Raw genomic sequence first — 22,330 nt, forward strand, 5'->3', positions numbered from 1 at the left:
ATGCAGATGCGGTCACGGGGTCTCCTTCAATTCATTCTTGGATATGCACTCAGTCTAAATCAGGTAACGACTAGTCACCTCATGGTGTGACCACAGTCCCGATGGATTCACCTAGCAATGCGCGCGTGACATTGCCGTCGCCTTCCATACCAAATACCAACATATCTAAGTTGTTATCTTTACACATTGTCATCGCAGTCAGGTCCATGACGCGGATGTTTTTGACAATCGCCTCATCATACGTGAGATGGTCAAACTTTTTGGCACCGGCATCGACTTTTGGATCGGAAGTATAAACGCCATCGACCCCTGACTTCGCCATCAGGACCTGATCCGCACGAATTTCCAGTGCACGCTGTGCAGCCACGGTATCGGTCGAGAAGTACGGAAGTCCGGTTCCCGCCCCAAAAATGACCACACGGTCTTTTTGCATGTGTCGGATTGCACGCTGGGGAATGTAGGGTTCAGCAACCTGGTGCATGTTGATTGCAGATTGTACTCGGGTATCTACCCCGGCCTGTGTCAGGAAGTCTTGCAGTGCCAGAGCATTCATGACGGTACCGAGCATTCCCATGTAATCTGCACGACGACGGTCCATGCCGTTGTGGGACAGTTCCGCGCCACGGAAGAAGTTGCCACCGCCCACGACGATCGCGATTTCGACTTGTCCGGAGGCTGCTGCAATCTGTTCTGCCACAGAACGGACCGTATCGGGATCAACACCTATCGAGCCGCCTCCGAATACCTCTCCTGAGAGTTTCAGCAGGACGCGACGACGAGATACTTCATCAAGTTGTGAGTTACGCGGACCATCTTGAAGGCCGCCAGGCACGTTGATGGCGGGAGTGTCTGACACGGTAAGGCTCCTGTATGTGCAGTTGGGTCGTTGGGCATAAAGAAGGGGTGATCACCGATTGTGGTGATCACCCCCTTATTTAGGTTGAAACGATGCTGGTTTTACCTAGACATTTCCAAACACTATTGTGTCGGAAAAATCGTTAGGCGCCAACACGGAAGCGAGCAAAGGCCAGAGCCTTGGTGTCGGCTTCTTCCAGGACCTTACCAACGGTGGTCTTGGTATCTTTGGCGAACGGCTGATCCAGCAGCGCAACCTCTTTGAAGTAACCGGTCAGGCGGCCTTCGATGATGTTCTGCATTGCGCGTTCCGGCTTGCCTTCAGCGCGTGCGGTTTCCTCAGCGATACGACGTTCGTTCGCAACAATGTCTTCTGGGACCTCGTCGCGGTTCAAGTAGGTTGGGCTCATAGCAGCAATGTGGACTGCAACATCGTGAGCTGCAGTCTGAGCTGCGTCACTGTCGGCGTCTACTGCTACCAACACGCCAACCTGAGCTGGCAAGTCTGCGGAGGTTTTGTGAAGGTATGGGTCCACGTAGGCACCTTCGAGACGTGCGATGCGGCGAACTTCAACCTTTTCGCCCAACAGCGCGCCTTCTTCTTTGACGAAGTCGCCTAGTGGGTTGCCGTTGTAGTCAGCTGCCAGAAGAGCCTCGACATTGTCGGCACCAGAAGTTGCAGCAACTTCCAGGACAGTGTTACCCAGTTCGATAAATTTATCGGATTTTGCAACGAAGTCAGTTTCGGAGTTGATCTCGATCATGACACCAACGCCGTCTTTGACGGTTGCGGCGATGAGACCTTCGGCAGCTGCGCGGCCTTCACGCTTGGAAGCGCCCTGTAGACCTTTGACGCGAATAATCTCTAGTGCTTTATCGGCGTCGCCTTCAGCTTCGTCGAGAGCCTTTTTTACGTCCATCATGCCCGCGCCAGTACGTTCACGCAGTGCTTGGATGTCTTTGACTGTGTAATTGGCCATTACAGATATCCCATTCCTTGGAAGTTCGTTGCGGGGAGCACCCGCGAATCTAAAACGAAACGTGGTTGTGGACTAGTTTTCTTCGGTAGCAGCAGGCTGTTCACCCTGTGGTGTGGCTTCAACCTGTTCTGCAGCTTCAACGGTGGCTTCGTCAGCCGGAGCAGCAGTCTTGTCTGCTTCTTCGGTCTGGCCAGCTTCCAGGAGTTCGCGTTCCCATTCAGCCATTGGTTCTGCTGCTGCACCGGCTTCGCCTTTACCTTCGTTGCGAGCCATCAGGCCGTCAGCAACGGCGTCAGCGATAACGCGTGTGAGCAGGGCGACGGAGCGAATGGCGTCGTCGTTACCTGGAATTGGGTAGGTAACTTCATCTGGATCAGCGTTGGTGTCCAGGATCGCAACTACTGGGATGCCCAGCTTGTTGGCTTCATCGATGGCCAGGTGTTCTTTTTTGGTGTCGATGATCCACACTGCCGATGGAGTGCGGGTCATGTTGCGGATACCGCCGAGGTTAGCCTGCAGTTTCTGCAGTTCGCGTTCCAGCAGGAGGAGTTCTTTTTTGGTGTGGCCGGATCCAGCGACGTCCTCGAAGTCAATTTCTTCGAGTTCTTTCATACGCTCGACGCGCTTGGAAACCGTGGCGAAGTTGGTGAGCATGCCGCCCAACCAACGGTGGTTGACGTATGGCATACCAACGCGAGTGGCCTGTTCAGCGATAGCTTCCTGAGCCTGCTTCTTCGTACCAACGAAGAGGATGTTGCCACCGTGAGCTACGGTTTCTTTGACGAACTCGTAGGCGCGGTCGATGAACGACAGAGACTGCTGCAGGTCGATGATGTAGATGCCGTTGCGTTCGGTGAAGATGAAGCGCTTCATCTTCGGGTTCCAACGACGAGTTTGGTGGCCGAAGTGGACACCGGAATCCAGCATTTCACGCATAGTTACGACTGACATGGTCGCTCCTTCATGGTTATTTCGCATGCGGAATAACCAAATAGTTTTCGGTTGATGTAAACAGCTGACTTTCTCAGCTTCCTAGCGTGAGTACGAATGTCTCGGGAAACACCGTTGACCGGATTTCTCCGGACCGAAAGGTGCCACTGCGACTCGCGGTCGCACACTCACGCGCGTAGTCAATTACGCGCCCACAACAAGTAGGCACACAATTGCTTTGTCAAGCATACCCTATTGCGCACTAGGCTTTTCACGCAATGTGACGCTTTGCACATCGCCAGATGACTCAAGAATTCTCAACGCGTGACCAGGATTAGTCGACAGTCTTTGTGGCTGGTAAATCGAATTCGACGTCGTTGCCTTGGTCGTCTTTGAGTTCGACTTCCCAGAACAAAACGCCATCTTTGTTTTCGAGTTCGATTGACTCTACCGTAGCGTTCGGATGCATGGTAACTGCCTGTGTAAGTCCTTCGGTCAGTGAGATGGTGACCTGTTGTGCGTGTTGAATATCGTCGTCGTCTTCATCAACATCGTCGACGTTGATGGTCCCGTCTTGGGCAACGTCAAGTTCGTGGAGTTTGCCGTCATGGACGATCTCGACTTCGAAGGTGTCATCTTCTGTTTCGAGTTCAATCATGATGCCGCCTGGGTAGGCGTCCTGGACGGTCGAGAGAATCTGAGTGATCGTAGCCAGGTTGCTGGCTTGTGCTGATCGTGGGGTACCCGTGGAAGCGTCTGATTCCAACAGCTCACGTTCCCATTCTGCCATCGGCTCCTCTGGACTGTCACCGCCGCCCTGGTTTCGTACCATGAGGCCTTCAGCCACGGCATCAGCGATAACCCTGGTTAAGACGGCAACGGATCGCATCGAGTCATCATTTCCCGGGATTGGGTATGTTACGTCTTCCGGGTTCGCGTTGGTGTCCAGGATCGCTATCACCGGGATGCCTAGTTTTTTGGCCTCATCCACGGCAAGGTGTTCTTTTTCGGTATCGACTACCCAGATAGCCGACGGCGTACGGGTCATGTTGCGGATACCGCCGAGACTCGACTGCAGTTTCGTGAGTTCACGTTCCAAAAGCAACAGTTCTTTTTTGGTTCGTCCTGAACCAGCGACGTCGTCATAGTCGATTTCTTCAAGCTCTTTCATACGGTCTACTCGTTTAGAGACCGTGGCGAAGTTGGTGAGCATACCACCGAGCCAACGATGGTTGACATATGGCATCCCAACGCGCATAGCTTGTTCAGCAATTGGTACTTGTGCTTGTCTTTTCGTACCGACTAACAGAATATTTCCGCCGTGGGCGACCGTTTGTTTGACGAATTCGTAGGCCTGATCGATCAACGACAAGGACTGTTGCAAGTCGATGATGTAGATCCCATTGCGCTCGGTCAAAATGTAGCGCTTCATCTTCGGGTTCCACCGACTGGTCTGGTGACCAAAGTGCGCTCCAGAATCCAATAATTCACGCATCGTTACAACAGCCATATCTGCTCCTTCACATCCTCCTGGTCACCTGTCGAGACATCACACGGTAGGTTGCCGGATTTTTGGTTTTGCGTCCATCGTTCAGCTTACTCTGTCCACCGCTTTCCGGCTCGGGTTGAGTTTTCCACAGTTGCGCTCCGCACGCCACTTTGAGAATGACACTGCGAGAAGCTCGTGCTATGACGAAATTATCTGAGGTTGCCTCGACTCCGCCGACTCCCCCACCACGAACATCGGTATTTATCTTGTTCGTGCATGCCTTATTATTCGCATTGTTCTGGAATCCCATTCCACAGGCACACGCTGCCGAAGTCGGCGTCACGCGATCAAGCGACAGGACGAATTGGCAACCACCCGTGGCCAACGCTCGGCCAGGAGATCTACTCAGACCCTTTGTCGCACCGCAGATGCCGTGGTCTGCTGCTCACCGGGGCATTGATATCCGAGCATCAACTGCGCAAGTCATAGCCCCGGCTGCAGGAGAAGTAATGTTTGTTGGTCGGGTCGTTGACCGAGGAGTAGTCACGATTCGGCACCCAAACGGTTTATTGTCGTCTTTTGAGCCCGTCGAGTCCGACCTAGAGGTTGGTGCCGTGGTAGCACCAGGCGATCCTGTAGGGACGATCGATGCGGAAGCCAGCCATTGCGAAGTGCAGTGTGTTCATTGGGGCGTACGGGTTCCCGATGGTTGGCATATCGGTTCTAGCGTACGTGACCTATATATCGATCCAGGATTTTTGCTCGGATGGACTGAACCCTCCATATTGTGGCCGGTGCATTCCGATCCAGTGTCTTAGTGTGAGCCAAGTGCCCGACGCCGGTAAATATCTTCCGCCAAAGTCAGCAGTGCGGTAGCGGAATCGTCCCAACAGAACTTTTGGGCTTGTTGTGTGGCTGCCATGCTGGCTGCAGCAAATCGCTCGTCGTCTTCAAGCAGTAGCACGCGATCAGCTATCTGACGTGGCAGATCAGAGTCGGCAAGATCTACGAATAACGCTCCAGGATGCTCCACTCCCCCAATCTCTTGGAAGATCTCCAGATTGGATAACACCACAGGGGTGCCCTCCGCCATTGCTTCAGCCACCGGGAGGCCATAGCCTTCCGATCTCGAAACGGTGACTAATGCCGTGGACTGCCTCAAGATCTCCCGATAGTCGTGGTCTGTGATCCCATTATGAAAATTCAACTGGGATTCAGCACCACCATGCCGTGTGGTCATCTCGATGAGTTCAGCTCGCCGCTGCGGTGAAATCGGTGAGCACAGGTGGAGTTGGTAATCCGGCAGGTAGCGCAAGCTTTGTACCAACGGCTCTACATTCTTGTACTCCATGAAAGACCCCATATAAACCAGGCTCTTGTTTCGCGGGACTCTGGGGTCACGAACTGCCGCCACGGGTTGCGGTGCGTTGGAGATGACATGGACCGGTTTTTTTGTGAGATGGTGTTTTCGAATCAGACGCTGGGATGTGCGAGATACGGTAGCAACAGCGTCAGCACCGTTGAGTAGGAGACGTTGCGGCGTATAGGACAGGTGGTACAGGTACCATAAGCCCCGAACGATCTGTGGCAAGTCTCTGGGTGGAGTCCGATGCTGATAGTAGATCAGATCGTGCAAGGTCAGAATCAGACCAAATTTTCTGCCTGCCGAACCGAGGGTCTGCATTGGTGAGAATACAACGTCTGGTTCGAATGCGTTGAGCTTGTATGCAGCAAGTGGCTCGAGCAACGATGTGGGGTCATGCATCATGACGACGTCCACGGCTTCTGGCAGCAGCTCACGTTGTTTCGGGTCATGAATGACGACGGTGGGTCGCAGCTGTTGGGCGACCGCGTGGATGAGTGAGTGACTGAATCGTGAAATTCCGTCGTGATAGTCGGTTCGAATGTATCGACCATCCATAAAGAACCGCATTGCCACTCCAACCGGAAAATAAGTAGGGCGTACCGGACTTGAACCGGTGACCAAAGGATTATGAGTCCTCTGCTCTAACCAACTGAGCTAACGCCCCCTGTGCACCTGCACATACTCGTCCTGGTCCAGACTCGTTGCTCACAGTGACACGATCAACTAGTCTAGCGCAGCTCGGGCACAGAAAGCATCACTGCGACCTCGTCTGACGTTGCACCATGATACATCTGCTCCACGACGTCAATAATCTTTTCGTGCGCATGTTGGGCAGCAAAGGTATGTGAAGCGCGTCCCATTGCGTGTTTTTCTTCGTTCGAGGCACTGAGCACGAGGTTCATCTTCTCGGCCATATCCTGCGGATTATAAGGTTCGAACAGATACCCATTGACCCCTTCTGCTACCAGATGCGGCAGGGCCAGAGCATCGGCTAGCACAACCGGTGTCGAAGCGCTCATCGCTTCTAAGGAAGCCAGCGATTGTAACTCAGCTGTGCACGGTTGCGTAAAGACATCAGCCCGAAGATATGCCTGTCGCAATTCCTCATCGGAAACTAATCCGCGGAAAATGACCCTGTCTTCAATACCAAGGTCTACAGCCAAATCCCTGAGGTAGCTTCGCTGTTCTCCGTCTCCAATGATTTCGGCATGAACATTTAGTTCAGGATCTGTAAAGGTCAAAGCCTTCAGCAACACATCAACGTTCTTTTCGACCGCCAGTCTGCCAACGAATAGTGCCGTAGGATGCGCATGCGGTTCAACGTGTTCGTTGTCTTGACGTTCATACTTCGCCACATCAATGCCATTGGAGACAGGCACGACGTACTCCAGCCGTGCTTTCCGACTCATGTTTTCAGCGGACAAGGGGGTCGGTGTCGTCACGATATTTGCTTTCGACATCAAGCGCCCCATGTCATACCAGGAACGGCTCGAGACGAAATTCTTGAAGAACTGTGGCCCCGGGATAAAGGGATCCAAGTTTTCGGGCATGAAGTGATTAGTACAGATCAATCGGATGCGTCGGGCTTCGGCCGAGTTTATGGCCGCCTCACCAATCATGTAATGGCACTGAGCATGCACGACATCCGGTTGCAGCTGCGCAATGAGCCGATCGATCGCACGTTTAGCGTGCCAAGGCATAACGAGGCGATAATACTCATGCGTTGGGGCTTGCAGGGATTTGATGCGATGAACGGTGGCCTCTGGATGCACCTCTATGGCGTCTGGGCCATGAGTGTGCTGGGGCGCCACAATGTGAACATCATAGCCCTTGGCGGTTAGTTCGGTAGCTAGACGGAAACACGATTTGGCTGCACCGTTTACATGCGGAGGGTAGGTGTCAGCGGCAATCAGTACGCGGAATGGGGTGTTCTGGTCGGAAGGCACTTAGGGTACGGCTCCTACTGGGTTTCTTCGAGATGATCCTAAGCCAAGGCCAAGTCACAATTACTTGTTTTTCACGCAATCACATAACTGTCACAAACAATTCATTTAATTGTTGCCGTTTCATAAACTTCGTTAGCGTGTTTCAAGAAACGTCTCTCGGTCAGCTTTGCTTCGCGGATTAAGGTCCTGTCGCCGCATCTGAATGGCATTATTCACGCCCTGGATTACGTAATCCAGGGACGCAACAATGTGCCCGGCAGCCCCGATCGCCAGCACACCGATAGCAATCGTGTGCAAGAGCTGAGTGTCTTCCACAAAAGGCGCCTCTGCGAAGAGCAGCAACGGCACGCCAACCATCAACGCAGCAGTCCGTGCTTTACCCAATAGGGTCACTTTCATTTGTGGATTACCTGCGTAAAGCAGTGCCATGATGCCGGCTAGAACGAGGTCAGGCACCACCAGAGCAAACACAAGCCACAGCGGCGCTAGACCCGAGAGCACCACAGTGATGACGACAACCCAGAGCGACAGTCGGTCAGCCAGTGGGTCGAGCCACTGGCCCACTGTTGAGACTTGGTTGAGCTTCCTGGCGAGGAAGCCATCAATCCAGTCGGTGGAGAACAGTACAACCAGGGTGAGCAGCGCGTTCCAGTAGACGCTGTCGAACATAAACCAGACAAATACTGGAACTAATAAGAATCTGATCATTGTGATCAGATTTGGAATAGTGAACCAGTCGTCAGTCACCGTGAGGTCTCGGTGACTGTCAGGGGTAGGGTCTTGCGACCGGTTCATAAAATCCTCAGATTGCGGTGTGAAGTGGAGGTGTACCACCGATTAGCGGCGACGAAGTCTACGCAACAGTACTGCTGCGGTCGTAACAGATGCGCCCAATACAGTCAGCGGCTGCCAACGATCTTTGACGAATCCAACGCCATCATTGACTTTTTCTCCTGCCCGAGCGGCCGAATGATGAGGTGCTAATGGGGAGGTGGCGTGCTCGATTTGCTCTTGCGAGACTTTACCGCTGGCGTGTCGGGTAAAGGTATTGAACTGGGCACGTAGATCGGTCTTCTCATCGACTCCTGATCGCAGATCACCAAGGTGACGACGACGTAATTCCATTCGATGACGAAGTTGGGCATCAGTTGGTTCGGTTTGTGGCAATGAGTCTGCCGCTTCGCCCCGACGGACGGCTTTCTTTTGCTCTTTCTGAGCTCGCTTGGCCAGTTCTTTGCGACGCTGTTTCTCAACGAGCTTCTGTTGGCGGCGTTCTGCTTCTAGGCGGTCGAATTCAACTGGGTCGAAAGCATTGCCTTTGAGGACATAACCGATGTCATGTTTGACACCGCGCACAAGGTCTGGAGAAACCAATGGGAAAGTCGACCGAATAACCAACAGGCCGATCACCATCAGAATCAACATAACTACGAAAGCACCCAGGGCTACCCACAGAGCTGTCTGCCACAGGGGACCCTCAGACATGAAGCCGCCAATAATGGCGACCACCAGTGAGACAAACGTTATCGATCCAAACAGGAGGCCAAACATGGCCGCCCCTACACCAATACCACCGCGAATACCCTTCGATTTGAGCTGTCCGCTCAGTAATGTCAGGTTGTCGCTTAATTGCTTTGGTACCAACCGGAACATGGTCGCAAGCAGATCAAGCAGCGAACTCATCCGAGTCTTGGTCGTCACCCGAGGTGCGCCGTTGGTGGTCATTAGTCACTACCTTCATGTGTGTAACGCGGTCAAATCTTTGATGTTATCTCTGACCAGTATAAACCGGGAGATAATGATCTTGATATGTGCTCTAGTTTATTAGCCTGATGCTTTGCTAGCCTAGGAGCAACCCTTGAGTCCCCGATAGAGGGTTTCTTGAACAAACGAGAATCCTCAGAAGTCCGACGACTGCACAAGTCGCATTTTCGAGGCCAACAGTTCAACCTCAGGTCGCCTTGAGACCATTTCTTCAACCTTATTGAGTGTCTCTTCGATCTGGCTACGATCTCCGCTCACCATAGACACACCCAGTCGGGTTCGTCGGTACAGCGAAGCATCGCCGACCTCGGCAACGGAGATCAAAAAGCGTTTCCGCATCTCGGCAACAAGAGGGCGCACGACAGAACGTTTGGCTTTCAATGACCGGACGTCGCCAAGCAAGATATCAAACTCATTCCAACCTATCCACATGGATATAGCTTGGCGTACACAGTCTTGTTTCAGCAACCAAGGAAAGATGTCATCCCTATGGCATCAACTGCCCGGACTGGAAAGAGGTGTAGCCAAAGTTTTAGAGAGCTAACGCTCGAGTGCACAGAGTCCGTGGTGATCAACAATACGGCGAACCGAGATTTAGCTGTGAGCAAACGCAAGCGAAAGAGATACAATCCGCACGTCCAGCGCTCAGTCAGCCGAGCTCACGAGGCCACCTCCTGCTCGAGCCAGCAATGAAAAAAGCCTCGTCCAAACGGACGAGGCTATCTCGCTCCCCCAACTGGATTCGAACCAGTAACCCCTCGATTAACAGTCGAGTGCTCTGCCGTTGAGCTATGGGGGAAGGCAACAAATGAATACTATATCAGACCCTTTTCCAAGATGTCTAATCAGCGGATTCTCTAGGTATTTTCAGGGTTTGTTGCGCCCCTGTAGTGCAAATTTCAACCTATAGCCACTAAACTCGGTCACCAGTTGGGCCTTGCGAGGACCATCTGCTGAAAACCACTGACAACTGAAGAACCATAGAACAAAGGAGTTAAACCTCGTGTTTAAAGAAATAGTTTCTAAACGTTCCAAGCTGTACGCCGGTTTCGCAGGTATAGCTGCGCTGGCCCTATTTTCTGCTTGTGCAGATGAACCGGCCCAGGAAGAAGAACCCGTCGATCCGGGAGTTGAACAACAAGACCCAACCCAACAAGATCCCATGCAAGAAGACCCTGCTACAGATCCGATGCAGGAAGATCCTGCCGAAGATCCGATGCAAGATGCTCCAGCAGAGGACACCGGACCTGAAGGCGGCGATGTCGAAGGCGCTGGCGATGACAGCGCTACATCAACCCTCGGTTTCTTAGGCGCCTCAGTCTCTTGGGGCCTCTAGGCCACCCTTAAACCTCCGACAACAAACTCGTTGTTCCGTTCACACCTTGTGGTTCAGGCATAAGTAGGTTTTCAGCCACGGCGTTTCCTGCCCCGACTGATAGTCAATCAATCGGGCGCAGGAAACGCCGTTGATTTTCCAGCTCCACTAGACGTTGTTGGATAGCTTGAAATGCTTCTGGTTCCCGTTGCGAGTCCAGTCGTTGAAGTCTGCCGATCAGGTCTGCTTTTTGCTCGGTGATTTGCATCTCTAATAATCGGTTCATGATGTCCCGACAGTAACGCAGCACTTCTTCTTCGGATGATGCAGGCAACGGTGCGACCGCTAGCTCGGTAACGAAGGAATAGAGTGCCTCTGGAACTTCGGCCGTGACGTGTTGCACCCAGTTTGAGGTGTCTTGGGCGTTACGGGCGGCTGCGAGAATGCCTATTTGAATCGCGTTGTACACCGGGACTTTGAATTGCGTGGTGTACAGGGCTTTCCATTGCTCTTGAGAAAGCGTTTCGGGTCGTTGGAGAATGACCTCCAACGCTTCCTTTTCCATCCTGGCAATGGGGTCGCGGAGGTCTGGACGGAAATTCTGTTCCTTCTGGGCTGTGGGCTCCTCAGCTGTCTGCGTATCCTGATGCGCTTGCGTGAATGATGCCTTGGAAGCCCTTTGGACCGCTTGATGCACCGTATCGACATCCATACCCAACCAGCCGGCCAATTCACGAATGTAGCCATCGCGCATTATTGGATCGCGAATCTCTTTGACGATCGGTGCAGCGTAATGCAGTGCGCCGGTCCGCCCTTCGACTGAATCGAGGTTATATTCCTTCAGGCGCGTCTTGATCGCGAACTCAAATAGTGGCTCACGTGATGCGATGAGTCGGCGAACGGCTTCATCACCGTAATGCTGTCGTAGATCGTTAGGGTCTTGGCCTTCGGGGGCAACAGCGACGAATGTTTTAGCCACAATTTGGTTATCGAATTCAAAAGCACGCATAGCTGCTTTTTGACCAGCTTCATCGCCGTCGAAGGTGAAGATGATTTCTCCGCCGGATCCGTCGTCGGTGATCAATCGGCGGGCTATTCGAACATGTCCTTCACCAAAGGCAGTACCACAGGTTGCCACGGCGGTAGAAATACCGGCTAGATGCGCCGCCATGACGTCGGTATACCCTTCAACCACAACTAACTGCCGTTCCCGAGCGATATCGTTTTTGGCAAAGTTCAACCCGTATAAAACCTGCGATTTTTTATACAGACTCGTTTCGGGCGTATTGAGATATTTCGGTCCTTTATCGTCTGGGTCCAGTTGTCGCGCACCGTAGCCGATCGTGTTGCCGGTCATGTCTTTGATCGGCCACATCACCCGGTTTCGGAATCGGTCATAGAGACCCCGACGGCCTTCGGAAAATAGGCCACTTTCACTCAATTCGTCTAGGGAAAATCCCCGCTGCTGTAAATGCGATAGCAGGTTATTCCATCCCTCAGGTGCATACCCAACACCGAACTGTGCCGCGTCTTCTTGGGTGAACCCCTTGTTACGCAAAAACGTTCGGGCTTCTTCGGCGGCAGGTGTGGTGAGGGCCTGTTGGTAGAACTCATCGGCTATTTGATGTGCCTGCAACATTCTCTGGCGAGTAGCCAGCGTGGGACGTTCTGGCGCAGAGCCTTCTTCATATTCCAGGCTGATATTAACCCGCGCAGCCAAGATCTCAACGGTTTCGGTAAACGAGGTGTGTTCAAGTTCCATCAGAAACTTGATGGCGTCACCAGACTCTTGGCAACCAAAGCAGTGATAGAAACCTTTTGCCGGGGTCACATGAAAAGACGGGGTTCGCTCGTCATGAAAAGGGCACAGTCCTTTATACGACCCGATACCAGCGGTGCGTAGCGTTACATGTTCTTCAACAACAGTTTTGAGATCGGTTGCTTCCAGTACCTTATCGATCGATTCCCGTGTAATTCGTCCTGCCATGCTGCTTAGTCTAGGCGGAAGCGACGATATGCCAATGCGTGAGAGAGTGGAATGTGGATAATCACTGAGTAGACGCCGCTGAGGGCTGAAAGACCACTACGGGAAAGCGTCATAGTCGGTCAAACATTGGCGGGTTTCCGTACTAGACGGTATATAATTACAAGTGGTTCGACATCAACAGGACCATCTTCGATAAAATAAAACTAACGAAAAAAGAACGAAGGGTATATAGAGCTATGTTTAAGGATAGCAACGCAACCCGTACAAAACTTTTTGGTGGCCTCGCGGGTGTAGCAGCACTGGTGCTGTTCTCAGCCTGCAGCGCTGATGATTCAGCAGAGCAGACTCCTGCTGATCAGGATACTCAGACCCACACAACCCAGGGGACACAAACTCCTGAGGAAACAACCGAGGATACTCAGACGGCTGACGCCACCGACGGTACCCAAGGCTCTGGCAACGATGCGGTGTTCGACGTGATTGACGCGGTCGAGGCTGAATACGACGGCGGTTTCATTGTTGATATCGATCGTGATGACAATGGTTCGTCTTATGACGTCGATGTCGTTGTAGGCAACGAAGTTATCGAACTGGACGTCACCCCAGACGGCAACATCTCGGTTGATGAACGTGAAAGCGAAGACGATAAAGTCGCCAAAGCTGAGCGCGCAACCGTGACTGTCACTGATGCCTTGAACGAGGCCTTCAACCAGCACGCTGATGCCACGCTGGATCAGATCGATCTTGATGAAGACGATGGTTCCCTGCGCTGGGAAGTTGAGCTCGACGGGACTGACGGTTCCGATATTGAACTCGACATTCCTGCAACCTAAGCAACCTACAGTGAGCTACACATTGTAGATCCCCTGACACACGGCGTTTCTGACTGTACGAAAAATACGGTCGGAGACGCCGTTTTGTGTGTCAACTACCATGCCTGTCACCGCTGCTGGTTGAACTGGCAGTGCTGTCCTACAGTGGACTCATGAGTAATTTTCCAAATGTCGCCATCCGTGAAGCCCGGGCAATGATTCAAGATGCCCAGCGCATCGTCGTGCTAACTGGTGCCGGTATGTCTGCAGAATCCGGCGTTCCGACATTTCGTGACGCCCAAACCGGCTTGTGGGAAAAGTACTCACCCGAAGAACTAGCCACCCCCGAAGCCATGTATAACCGTCCCGATTTGGTCTGGTCATGGATGTTGCACCAAGCTCGTGTGATGCGCTCAGTTGAACCACATGACGGCCACAGAATGCTTGGCAGTTGGCAACGTGAACTCGTCGACGGCGGCGGAGCGTTGAACATTGTGACCCAAAATATCGACGATTTACACGAGCGCGGGGGTTCGGATGTGCTGGCACATTTGCATGGCACAACATTTACTTTTCGATGTTTTGAATGTCAGGCTCCTTCTGACTACCGATTGGAGGATCCCACTGATGAACAGCTCCAAGCAACGCCTACACTAGACCAGTTGAAGCTGGAGGAGCCACCAGCTTGCGGGGTCTGCTCACATGGATTTATCCGTCCCAACATCGTTATGTTCGGCGAGCTGTTGCCCCAACATGCCATGGACGACGCCCTGGAGGCGGTCCGTGAGGCGGATGTAGCTATTGTGGTCGGGACATCCAATATTGTGCAGCCCGCCGCAACGCTACCGATAGCAGCCTCTGCAGCAGGGGCCCTGGTCATTGAGATCAATCCCCACATGACACCACTGTCCCAGGACGCCGATCTGTATATTCCTGGCACCGCAGGTACGATTCTCCCGGAGCTGTATCCGTGACCAACGCAATCCAACAGGCTGCAGCTCTTGTAGCGACAGCCCGGTCTGTTGTCGTGCTAACTGGTGCTGGTATGTCTGCAGAATCCGGTGTTCCGACATTTCGTGACGCCCAGACCGGCCTGTGGGAGCGTTTCGTCCCTGAACAGCTAGCCACAGAAAGAGCCTTTCGTGCCAACCCCGCCCTGGTATGGACCTGGTATATGTGGCGATGGCATTTAGTCAACGGTGTCACGCCAAACGCCGGGCACAACGCTATTGCGCGCTGGCAACAACACCTCGGGGCAACCCACGGATCACTCACCGTGGCCACACAGAACGTCGATGACCTACACGAACGCGGTGGTGCCAGTAACGTTTTGCACCTACATGGTTCACTGGGTGCATTTCGGTGCATCGACTGCCATCGTGCCACTGCTTTCACCCCGGGCACTCTAGAATCCAAGTGCACGCAAGATTTTGATGACGAGAACCTGTTGACGCCGGTGGCTTGCCAACATTGTGCGACTGGAGTCCTACGCCCAGGAGTGGTGTGGTTTGGTGAAGCATTGCCAGAAGAGGCCTTCGAGAGGGCTATCGATCAATTACAAACCGCAGAACTGGTGGTGGTGATCGGCTCCTCCGGGCTCGTCCAGCCCGCAGCCTCCTTGCCGTTGATTGGCAGGGACGCTGGTGCCAAGCTCATCGAGATTAATCCCAGTACCACCGAATTATCCCAGAGCGCGGATGTCCATATCGCTTCGACGGCAGCGGTGGCCCTACCATCGCTGGTTGCAAAGATGGTTTAGGTCAGTTTCGTAGACCAGTGGGCAAGTACGTGGGATGTGCCGTGCCACGAACCAGGGTACCGTGCCACATCAGTGCTGAATTATCGGTCAGCGATGCGATCTGATCAATCACTACCCGCTTCTTGACGGCGTCATTCGCGGCATCCTGCCAGTCATGAGCATACATCGGCTCCAAGTATTGGTCTTCAGTGGTCAATAAGAACTCGACCAGCTCAAATAATACCTCGCGCTGAGCCTCATAAATTGGTTGACGATGCTCAGAGGACAGCACATAGTGAGCCGCAATGCCCTTCATCGTGGCAATTTCTACTGCGGTGTCCTCGGGTACGATCACATCTGCGCTGTGCCGGGTCAGGGGGTCATTGCCGTAGGCATCTCGGGTGGCTTCAAAGGCTGCGGTAGAGAACCGTCCGATGAGCTGAGAGGTCATATCTTTGAGCGCTGCGTGCGCGTGTCTGGCTCCATCAGCACTGGCGACCCAGGTCCGAGTGGCTTCTAACCTCTCTAAGGCTGCGTCGATTGCTTCGGCGTCGGTATCGGCTAGGTACCACTGTTGGGTTGTGGCGATCGCGCGGGCACGCTGTTCCGGGTTTGCCAGCCAGCCGAGCTGGAACATGCCTGACACTATGCCGTCTTCGACATCGTGGACGCAGTACGAAACGTCATCGGCTAAGTCCATGACTTGGGCTTCCATGGATAACCGCTGGGTGGCGATACCTTTGCGGAACCAGGTGAAAACTTCGGCGTCGTCGTCATAGACCCCGAATTTTCCGGTGGGTTTGCCGTTTGATTTTATCGGAGCATCGGTTTTGCGCCACGGGTATTTGGTGGCGGCATCCAGTGTCGCGCGGGTGAGGTTCAGTCCGGCTGGTGCGCCGGTGTCGGTAATTTTCTTTGGTTCTAGCCTGGTCAACAAACGCAGTGTCTGAGCGTTGCCTTCAAAACCGCCGATATCGGCCGCGGCCTCATTGAGTGCGGTTTCGCCGTTGTGTCCAAAGGGCGGGTGGCCAAGATCGTGTGACAGACATGCGGCGTCGACGAGGTCTGGGTCGCAGCCTAATGAACGTCCGAATTCGCGGCCGACTTGGGCAACTTCCAGGGAGTGAGTCAACCGGTTGCGGATGAAGTCGTCGTCACCAGGTGAGATAACTTGGGTTTTTGCGGCGAGTCGGCGCAGTGCTGCGGAGTGCAGAATGCGAGCGCGGTCGCGTTCAAAATCTGATCGGTAACTGGATTTCGGTGGCTCCGGGACCCAGCGGGCCATGTCCCAGACGTCATAGCCGGGAGTTTGAGTGGCTTCGCCTGCATAGGGTGGCCGGTATTGTGGCCAGAAGAGGCTGGGTTGCTGGGTGGTTTTCGGGGCTTTCGGTGTTTTCCCGTTGGATCCTTGACCGGTCATACCTATCCGATTATCCCCCTGAGATATCCAGTTCGGCTTCGTGAATTTGTGCCCGATGTTCATCGGTGATGTCCTGGGATTCCAGCCAGCCTTCGGGAAGGTGTGGTTTTTTGGGTGCACCGGCGCGGCCGCGTGGGCCTTCGGCGTCTGCTCCTGGATACGGCACGGTGCGGTCGAGGGTGTCGAGCAATTCGCGCAGCTGGGCTAGGGTTTCAACGGCGGTCAGTGCCCGGCGCATGTCACCGCCAACTGGGTACCCCTTGAAGTACCAGGAGACGTGTTTGCGGATGTCGCGCAGGGCTTTGTCTTCATTCCCGCCGAACGTGTCGACGAGCAGTTCAGCGTGGCGGTACAAGACATCGGCAACCATGCCCAGGTCGGGGTGGAAGCGTTGTGCGGAACCAGTAAAGGCGTTTTCGACGTCGCCAAAGAGCCACGGGCGGCCTTGGCAGCCTCGACCGATGACCACCCCGTCGGCGCCGGTATATTCGATCATGGCCATGGCGTCTTCGGCCGACCAGATATCGCCATTGCCCAGCACAGGGACCTCGGTGATGGCCTCTTTCAGCCTGGCAATCGAGTCCCAGTTGGCCTGGCCCGAATAGTGCTGGCGCATCGTGCGGCCGTGCAGTGCGACGGCAGAGACGCCCACGTCGACTGCGCGACGGGCGGCTTCTAGATAGGTCAGGTGGTCTTCATCAATGCCGCGACGCATTTTGATGGTGACCGGAATATTGGCGCGTTCAGCTTCTGTGACGGCGCCTGCAACGATGGCGGTGAACAGGTCAATCTTCCAGGGCAGTGCCGATCCCCCACCGTTGCGGGTGACCTTGGGTACTGGACAACCGAAGTTCAGATCAATGTGATCGGCGCGGTCTTCTTCCACGATCATGCGCACTGCCTTGCGCGTGTACACCGGATCGACGGAGTACAGCTGTACCGAGCGCGGGACTTCGTCCTCGTCGTGTTCGATGATCCGCATGGACTCGGGGTGGCGTTCAACTAAGGCCCGTGCCGTGACCATTTCTGAGACGTACAGCCCGCCGCCGTACTCGCGGCACAACCGGCGAAACGCCGTATTGGTAATGCCCGCCATTGGCGCCAGCACGACCGGCACGTCAATGGTCAGGTTGCCGATCTGCAGGGGCGCCATCTGCATTGATGAGGTCGATGCAGGCGGGTGTGCGGCACCCTGATCGCCGGTGCCTCGTTCGCGCGTGGAAAATGCCGGGCCTGGGCCCGTGGTCGCGGTCTTTTGTGAAACGGTAGTCATAACACGTCAAGTATCCCAGATTCCAGTCATAAACACCCAGTCGAGACCTGTGCCTGTGGAGAAATCCCACCTCGAGGCACTCAAGGGCTCTGGCCGTATTCAAGTCACGGCTATTTAACGACGCCGGTGAGCATCAAGATGGGCAGTACCAGTGCCGGTGCCGAGAGCATGAAGTTGATGATCCAGTGGGCAATGATGATTGGAAACAGTCGGCCCTGCTTGGTCACGATGACTGCCGCTATGCCGCCCCATACGGTGAAGGCAATACAGTACACCACCATGCCCGGAATGGTTGCGGCAAAGAAAATATGTTGGGCTCCGAAGAGCAACGACGTCATGATGATCGCCCCGACACGTCCTAGGCCGGGCTGTAGACCGTTGAGTCCATACCCGCGGAAGACCAGTTCTTCGACCGGTGCGTTGAGCACGATAAACGGGATGACGGCGATCAGCCCGATGATCAGTAGCCAGACCGGACTGATCGATGTCTGTGCTGTTGGGGCGACAAAGATCGTGGCGAAGGCTTCCGGGGCTTGGGCACCGTACATGAGCAACACCGTTCCCGAGACGGCCAGCACAAACGGCACGTTGAGCACAATGAGCCACAACAGACCCCAGCCAATGTCTTTGACGATGCGACCGTGCTGGATGCCCATGGCCTCACGCAGGCTGCGCCCCTGTTCGCGATAGAACTTGGCCACAAGTAGTAGACAGACGATATTGACCGGTAAGAGGCCCAGGGTGGCCCATATGGTGTCGGGTGGAAACGCTGACACGCCTGCCGCAGAGCGTAATATGACCCACGTCAGTAGGCTGATGGCCAGGACCATACCGAGACGCAGTGCGAGCAAACTCCACGCGCGGGCGGCTATCGGGATGGGTTGGATGGTGCCCGGCGGAGCTGGTTGAGCGATCATGTCGAAACCCCTAGTGCGTGTTGACATAATCTAACATCGCAAGGCATCTCGAGACACTAGTCACAACCGGAATATCATTCAGATTTGAAACGTTTTGTTGAGCATGCAGAAAAAACTTGGATTCTTGAACTTTGGGCATTTCGGGTATGACCGCGCGACACGCACGGTTGATCCTAAAGCGGCTTTGGACGATCAGTTGGCCATGACCGTGGCTGCCGAAGAAGAGGGGCTCGATGGGGCCTGGATTCGGGTGCATCACTTTCAGTGGATGATGTCAGCACCGTTTCCAACGCTGGCGGCCATGGCAGCCAAGACCTCCACGATTGAACTGGGCACCGGCGTCATCGATCTGCGCTATGAGAACCCTTTGTACTTTGCTGAAGAATCCGCCACCACCGATCTCATCGCAGGTGGTCGCCTACAACTGGGTATCTCACGGGGCTCCCCAGAAGCAGCCTTGGATGGCCAAGCCCAATTTGGGTACACCCTGGAACCGGGCCAGACGTGGGGTGAATTGGCACAGCATCGCGGCCAACGCATCCGGGATGCCGTTGGCGGCAAGACCGTAGCCACGGGTGATCCGAATTCACCATGGTCCCCGGGTGGGGCAACAGCATTGGTGGTTCAGCCACAAGCCGCCGGGCTGATCAATCGCCTCTGGTGGGGATCAGGCTCAACGTCGTCGGGCATAACTGCCGGCAAGCAAGGCTATAACTTATTGTCGTCGACCCTGCTGCTGCAAGACGATGGTCGCCCGTTCCACGTCCAGCAGGCGGATCAGATCAAACACTACCTGGACTCCTATCAGGGCTCTGGGTTTGAAACCGGCGGACAGACGGCGGTGACGCGTTCAATGTATGCGCTGCGCTCAGTCCAAGACGAGCGCATGTTCGGCCATGCCGGCAGCACGCAGGATCAAGCCGGACGCCTGGAAGGCGGACCGGCTCGCTCGGGCCCAACCTATGTGGGACACGTCGAGCAGTTGGCCGAAATGTTGTCCAATGATCAGGCGGTCATGGAAGCCGACTACGTACTGTTTGCCAACCCCGCGCAGCTGGGGCCCGAACGCAACCGCGAGATTTTCGCCGGCTGGGTTGAAGTCTTCAAACTTCTAGGATGGAAATAAGTCACCGACCAACCGGTGCGCTGACAGACGGCAACTAGACTGAGCACATTATGCACGCCCGGGATAAAGGATCGATACATGAACGCAACCGAACAATATCGCACGGCCCGTGACCGGCTCATGGCGCTGGATCCAACCGAGGTCGCCGAGAAGTTCGTCTGGCCACAATTCGAGCACTTCAACTTCGGTCTGGACTGGTTTGATGCCCTAGGCAACGATCCGGTGCGCGCACATCAACCCGCTCTAATTGTCACCGGTGATGCCGGGACAACCCGTCTCAGCTTCGCCGAACTGTCTGCGCGTTCCACTCAGGTAGCCGGGTGGTTCCAGTCCTTGGGTGTCTCCCGCGGCGATAAGTTCATGATGATGCTCGATAACGAAGTCGAGCTGTGGGAAGCCATGCTGGCCGCCATCAAAATTGGCGCGGTGATTTTACCGACGACGGTCATGCTCAACCCTGAAGCTTTGGCGTCACGAATCCAACGGGCCGGGGTCAATTGGGTGCTGACCAACCAGCAAAACATCGCCAAATTCTCCGATCTGCAGGCCCACGGCATTAACATGTCGGACATCGGGTTGGTTGTCACCGGAGACAACCCGGTTGCTGGAACCCACGCGTTCACGGATGCCTACTCCTCCACCACCCAATTTGTCGTCGATGGTCCCACCCCGGCCGATGCCGAGATGCTGGTGTATTTCACCTCGGGTACCACCAGTGAACCGAAAATGGTGTTACACACCCAGCAGTCGTATTCGGTGGGTCATTTTTCTACCCTGTACTGGTTGGGTGTCCACGCCGACGACGTCCACCTCAATATCTCCTCGCCCGGGTGGGGCAAACACGCCTGGTCGTCATTTTTTGGCCCCTGGATTGGCGAAGCCACGATATTATCGGTCAACTATGCCCGATTCGATGCGGCAACCATGCTGGATGTGATCGAAGAATTCGACGTGACCAGCCTGTGTGCTCCCCCAACCGTGTGGCGCATGCTCATCCACGCCGATATGGGTCGGATCAACACTCCGCCGCGCAATGCGGTCTCCGCCGGCGAGCCACTGAATCTGTCGACCCTGGAGAAAGTCCGCGACGCCTGGGGTGTCACGATTCGTGATGGCTACGGTCAGACCGAAACCACCCTACAAATCGCCACCACGCCCGGGCTGAAAGTGCCCGCCGGAGCACTGGGGAAACCGCTGCCCGGCTTCAACGTCGAATTGGTCGATGAAGTCACCAGCCAACTCATTGCTGGACCCGGCACCGGTCAGGTCGCACTGCGCCTTGACCCCGGTCCCGTCGGTCTGACGCCCGGATATTATCGGGACGCGCAGCGCAATCTGCAAGTCTTTGGGAGCACCCTGTATCTCACCGGGGATCTGATGTCGCGTGACGACGACGGCGTCTACACCTACGTTGGTCGAGCAGATGACCTGTTCAAAGCTTCCGACTATAAGCTGTCACCATTCGAGTTAGAAAACGGGCTGATGAGCGACCCCGTAATTTCTGAAGTCGCGGTGGTGCCCAGTCCCGATCCGGTGCGAACCGCCGTGCCAAAAGCCTATGTTGTACTGGCACCTGGCCACACGCCAACACCGGAAACCGCACAAGCGATTTTTGCGCACGCCCGGACCGTGCTGCCGCCCTACGGGCGAATTCGCCGATTAGAGTTCGTCACCGAACTCCCCAAAACCGTCTCCGGCAAAATCCGCCGCGTGGTGCTTCGTGAAGATGAAATCCACACCCACGGAGACCAGGGACAACACACCACCCAGGTCATGGCAGCGCGCACGACCACCCAGGGTTACGGGCACGAATACACCGACGCCCAGTTCCGCTAACCACCCCGAGTGGATTACAGATCGTCCCGGGGTCCGTATGGTTTGATGGGATCATGGAGACGGTTGAACAGGCGTTAACGGAACAAACCCTAGCCCTGTGGGCGACCCTAGGTTCCTTCATTGTGGGCTTTGGCACCGCAGTCATCGTCTTTTGGGACCAAATTCGTCCGTTTGCCGGTGACGGCTCAATCATCGTGCCGGCGGCCTTGATCTCCGCACTTATCGCTGCCGCAGCATTTATCCTCAGCTCGTATCTGCACCGTGCAGGGGAAACCCAATTCATGCCGCTGTGGCAAACCTTGATCTCGCATTTCTCATTTGTCGCCGTAACAATCGCCTTTGGTGGGGTCACCGGGCTCAGCGTGCTGCTCGTTGGCCAGCTGCTTGGTTCCGGGCTGCCTGGACTGGAGCTGGGGCCCATCGGTGGTGGTTTAGTGGCTCATCGTAAAAGTGAGTGTATTTTGTTTCTGAATCCACCGGTGTCCAGCAGTGCTCGGGTGATGTAATGGGCGAGGTTTCTGAAGCCCAGGGCGGTGCCGCGCAGGTGTTCGATTCTGCCGTTGATGGCTTCGGTGG

20 protein-coding genes, 2 tRNA genes and 2 pseudogenes are annotated in these 22,330 nt (G+C 54.8%); 8 read left to right on the plus strand and 16 right to left on the minus strand.

What is annotated here, in order from left to right; all coding sequences use genetic code 11:
• Positions 1-79 precede the first annotated feature (79 nt).
• From pyrH to rpsB (A6F49_RS16050), 4 genes and pseudogenes are all read right to left on the minus strand, one after another.
• The gene (gene pyrH / locus A6F49_RS16035) at positions 80-832 is read right to left on the minus strand and encodes a UMP kinase (RefSeq protein WP_043055660.1); all 753 of its coding nucleotides are present in this window, start codon (positions 830-832) and stop codon (positions 80-82) included.
• 166 nt (positions 833-998) lie between these two features.
• Positions 999-1,835, minus strand: coding sequence for a translation elongation factor Ts (tsf, locus tag A6F49_RS16040; RefSeq protein ID WP_043055637.1), 837 nt, complete (start codon positions 1,833-1,835; stop codon positions 999-1,001).
• Positions 1,836-1,907: 72 nt separating this feature from the next.
• Positions 1,908-2,786 (minus strand): 30S ribosomal protein S2, encoded by an 879-nt coding sequence (gene rpsB, locus A6F49_RS16045; RefSeq protein WP_043055636.1) that lies wholly within the window; start codon positions 2,784-2,786, stop codon positions 1,908-1,910.
• Positions 2,787-3,525: 739 nt separating this feature from the next.
• A pseudogene (gene rpsB, locus A6F49_RS16050) lies at positions 3,526-4,275 on the minus strand (30S ribosomal protein S2); the annotation flags it as partial.
• A gap of 179 nt (positions 4,276-4,454) precedes the next feature.
• On the opposite strand from rpsB (A6F49_RS16050), the gene A6F49_RS17545 reads away from it, so the two are divergent.
• The gene (locus A6F49_RS17545; protein ID WP_052499969.1) at positions 4,455-5,072 is read left to right on the plus strand and encodes a M23 family metallopeptidase; all 618 of its coding nucleotides are present in this window, start codon (positions 4,455-4,457) and stop codon (positions 5,070-5,072) included.
• Here A6F49_RS17545 and A6F49_RS16055 read toward each other — a convergent pair.
• From A6F49_RS16055 to A6F49_RS16085, 7 genes are all read right to left on the minus strand, one after another.
• Positions 5,069-6,187 carry a glycosyltransferase gene (locus A6F49_RS16055; protein WP_043055635.1) on the minus strand — a complete coding sequence of 373 codons (1,119 nt, stop codon included), beginning with the start codon at positions 6,185-6,187 and terminating at the stop codon, positions 5,069-5,071. The two genes, A6F49_RS17545 and A6F49_RS16055, sit on opposite strands and share 4 nt — an antisense overlap.
• A gap of 23 nt (positions 6,188-6,210) precedes the next feature.
• Positions 6,211-6,284, minus strand: a tRNA-Ile gene (locus tag A6F49_RS16060).
• Between the two features lie 64 nt (positions 6,285-6,348).
• Positions 6,349-7,566 (minus strand): glycosyltransferase, encoded by a 1,218-nt coding sequence (locus A6F49_RS16065; RefSeq protein ID WP_043055634.1) that lies wholly within the window; start codon positions 7,564-7,566, stop codon positions 6,349-6,351.
• 132 nt (positions 7,567-7,698) lie between these two features.
• Positions 7,699-8,361, minus strand: coding sequence for a CDP-alcohol phosphatidyltransferase family protein (locus A6F49_RS16070; protein WP_043055633.1), 663 nt, complete (start codon positions 8,359-8,361; stop codon positions 7,699-7,701).
• A gap of 42 nt (positions 8,362-8,403) precedes the next feature.
• Positions 8,404-9,291: a phage holin family protein gene (locus A6F49_RS16075; RefSeq protein ID WP_043055632.1), complete on the minus strand. Its 888-nt coding sequence runs from the start codon at positions 9,289-9,291 to the stop codon at positions 8,404-8,406.
• A 174-nt stretch (positions 9,292-9,465) separates the two neighbouring features.
• On the minus strand, positions 9,466-9,762 hold the full coding sequence (locus A6F49_RS16080; RefSeq protein ID WP_043055631.1) for a DUF503 domain-containing protein: 297 nt from the start codon (positions 9,760-9,762) through the stop codon (positions 9,466-9,468).
• Positions 9,763-10,057: 295 nt separating this feature from the next.
• Positions 10,058-10,129 (minus strand) — tRNA-Asn (locus tag A6F49_RS16085).
• A gap of 204 nt (positions 10,130-10,333) precedes the next feature.
• Between A6F49_RS16085 and A6F49_RS16090 the strand changes: the two genes are divergently transcribed.
• The gene (locus A6F49_RS16090) at positions 10,334-10,666 is read left to right on the plus strand and encodes a hypothetical protein (RefSeq protein ID WP_043055630.1); all 333 of its coding nucleotides are present in this window, start codon (positions 10,334-10,336) and stop codon (positions 10,664-10,666) included.
• Between the two features lie 103 nt (positions 10,667-10,769).
• On the opposite strand, the gene dnaG is transcribed toward A6F49_RS16090, so the two are convergent.
• A complete protein-coding gene (dnaG, locus tag A6F49_RS16095) occupies positions 10,770-12,632 on the minus strand; it encodes a DNA primase (protein WP_043055629.1) in 1,863 nt (620 codons plus the stop codon).
• 236 nt (positions 12,633-12,868) lie between these two features.
• Between dnaG and A6F49_RS16100 the strand changes: the two genes are divergently transcribed.
• From A6F49_RS16100 to A6F49_RS16110, 3 genes are all read left to right on the plus strand, one after another.
• On the plus strand, positions 12,869-13,465 hold the full coding sequence (locus A6F49_RS16100; protein WP_043055628.1) for a hypothetical protein: 597 nt from the start codon (positions 12,869-12,871) through the stop codon (positions 13,463-13,465).
• A 152-nt stretch (positions 13,466-13,617) separates the two neighbouring features.
• Positions 13,618-14,418: an SIR2 family NAD-dependent protein deacylase gene (locus A6F49_RS16105; protein ID WP_043055657.1), complete on the plus strand. Its 801-nt coding sequence runs from the start codon at positions 13,618-13,620 to the stop codon at positions 14,416-14,418.
• On the plus strand, positions 14,415-15,203 hold the full coding sequence (locus A6F49_RS16110; protein ID WP_043055627.1) for an NAD-dependent deacylase: 789 nt from the start codon (positions 14,415-14,417) through the stop codon (positions 15,201-15,203). Before A6F49_RS16105 ends, A6F49_RS16110 begins: the two co-directional genes overlap by 4 nt.
• Position 15,204: 1 nt before the next feature.
• On the opposite strand, the gene A6F49_RS16115 is transcribed toward A6F49_RS16110, so the two are convergent.
• The 3 genes from A6F49_RS16115 to A6F49_RS16125 form a co-directional block, all read right to left on the minus strand.
• Positions 15,205-16,602, minus strand: a complete 1,398-nt coding sequence (locus tag A6F49_RS16115) for a deoxyguanosinetriphosphate triphosphohydrolase (RefSeq protein WP_082911870.1) — start codon at positions 16,600-16,602, stop codon at positions 15,205-15,207.
• Between the two features lie 10 nt (positions 16,603-16,612).
• Complete coding sequence (gene dusB / locus A6F49_RS16120; protein ID WP_043055655.1) at positions 16,613-17,761, minus strand: tRNA dihydrouridine synthase DusB; 1,149 nt, start codon at positions 17,759-17,761, stop codon at positions 16,613-16,615.
• Between the two features lie 224 nt (positions 17,762-17,985).
• Positions 17,986-18,792, minus strand: a complete 807-nt coding sequence (locus A6F49_RS16125; RefSeq protein WP_043055626.1) for a CPBP family intramembrane glutamic endopeptidase — start codon at positions 18,790-18,792, stop codon at positions 17,986-17,988.
• A 103-nt stretch (positions 18,793-18,895) separates the two neighbouring features.
• On the opposite strand from A6F49_RS16125, the gene A6F49_RS16130 reads away from it, so the two are divergent.
• The 3 genes from A6F49_RS16130 to A6F49_RS16140 all read left to right on the plus strand — a co-directional run bounded on the left by A6F49_RS16130 (position 18,896) and on the right by A6F49_RS16140 (position 22,260).
• A complete protein-coding gene (locus A6F49_RS16130; RefSeq protein WP_043055625.1) occupies positions 18,896-19,918 on the plus strand; it encodes an LLM class flavin-dependent oxidoreductase in 1,023 nt (340 codons plus the stop codon).
• Between the two features lie 78 nt (positions 19,919-19,996).
• On the plus strand, positions 19,997-21,754 hold the full coding sequence (locus A6F49_RS16135) for an AMP-binding protein (protein ID WP_052499968.1): 1,758 nt from the start codon (positions 19,997-19,999) through the stop codon (positions 21,752-21,754).
• A 53-nt stretch (positions 21,755-21,807) separates the two neighbouring features.
• A complete protein-coding gene (locus A6F49_RS16140; RefSeq protein WP_043055624.1) occupies positions 21,808-22,260 on the plus strand; it encodes a hypothetical protein in 453 nt (150 codons plus the stop codon).
• Here A6F49_RS16140 and A6F49_RS17895 read toward each other — a convergent pair.
• Positions 22,194-22,330, minus strand: a pseudogene (locus A6F49_RS17895) (ISL3 family transposase); the annotation flags it as partial. The gene A6F49_RS16140 and the pseudogene A6F49_RS17895 sit on opposite strands and share 67 nt — an antisense overlap.

Source organism: Enteractinococcus helveticum (assembly GCF_001657475.1).
Taxonomy (GTDB): Bacteria; Actinomycetota; Actinomycetes; order Actinomycetales; family Micrococcaceae; genus Yaniella; species Yaniella helvetica.

Coding starts and splice junctions, on each gene's coding strand:
- tsf (WP_043055637.1), bottom strand. CDS start 1,835: ATGGCCAATTACACAGTCAAAGACATCCAAGCACTGCGTGAACGTACT.
- rpsB (WP_043055636.1), bottom strand. CDS start 2,786: ATGTCAGTCGTAACTATGCGTGAAATGCTGGATTCCGGTGTCCACTTC.
- A6F49_RS17545 (WP_052499969.1), top strand. CDS start 4,455: ATGACGAAATTATCTGAGGTTGCCTCGACTCCGCCGACTCCCCCACCA.
- A6F49_RS16055 (WP_043055635.1), bottom strand. CDS start 6,187: ATGCGGTTCTTTATGGATGGTCGATACATTCGAACCGACTATCACGAC.
- A6F49_RS16070 (WP_043055633.1), bottom strand. CDS start 8,361: ATGAACCGGTCGCAAGACCCTACCCCTGACAGTCACCGAGACCTCACG.
- A6F49_RS16075 (WP_043055632.1), bottom strand. CDS start 9,291: ATGACCACCAACGGCGCACCTCGGGTGACGACCAAGACTCGGATGAGT.
- A6F49_RS16080 (WP_043055631.1), bottom strand. CDS start 9,762: ATGTGGATAGGTTGGAATGAGTTTGATATCTTGCTTGGCGACGTCCGG.
- dnaG (WP_043055629.1), bottom strand. CDS start 12,632: ATGGCAGGACGAATTACACGGGAATCGATCGATAAGGTACTGGAAGCA.
- A6F49_RS16100 (WP_043055628.1), top strand. CDS start 12,869: ATGTTTAAGGATAGCAACGCAACCCGTACAAAACTTTTTGGTGGCCTC.
- A6F49_RS16105 (WP_043055657.1), top strand. CDS start 13,618: ATGAGTAATTTTCCAAATGTCGCCATCCGTGAAGCCCGGGCAATGATT.
- A6F49_RS16115 (WP_082911870.1), bottom strand. CDS start 16,602: ATGACCGGTCAAGGATCCAACGGGAAAACACCGAAAGCCCCGAAAACC.
- dusB (WP_043055655.1), bottom strand. CDS start 17,761: ATGCAGATGGCGCCCCTGCAGATCGGCAACCTGACCATTGACGTGCCG.
- A6F49_RS16125 (WP_043055626.1), bottom strand. CDS start 18,792: ATGATCGCTCAACCAGCTCCGCCGGGCACCATCCAACCCATCCCGATA.
- A6F49_RS16130 (WP_043055625.1), top strand. CDS start 18,896: ATGCAGAAAAAACTTGGATTCTTGAACTTTGGGCATTTCGGGTATGAC.
- A6F49_RS16135 (WP_052499968.1), top strand. CDS start 19,997: ATGAACGCAACCGAACAATATCGCACGGCCCGTGACCGGCTCATGGCG.
- A6F49_RS16140 (WP_043055624.1), top strand. CDS start 21,808: ATGGAGACGGTTGAACAGGCGTTAACGGAACAAACCCTAGCCCTGTGG.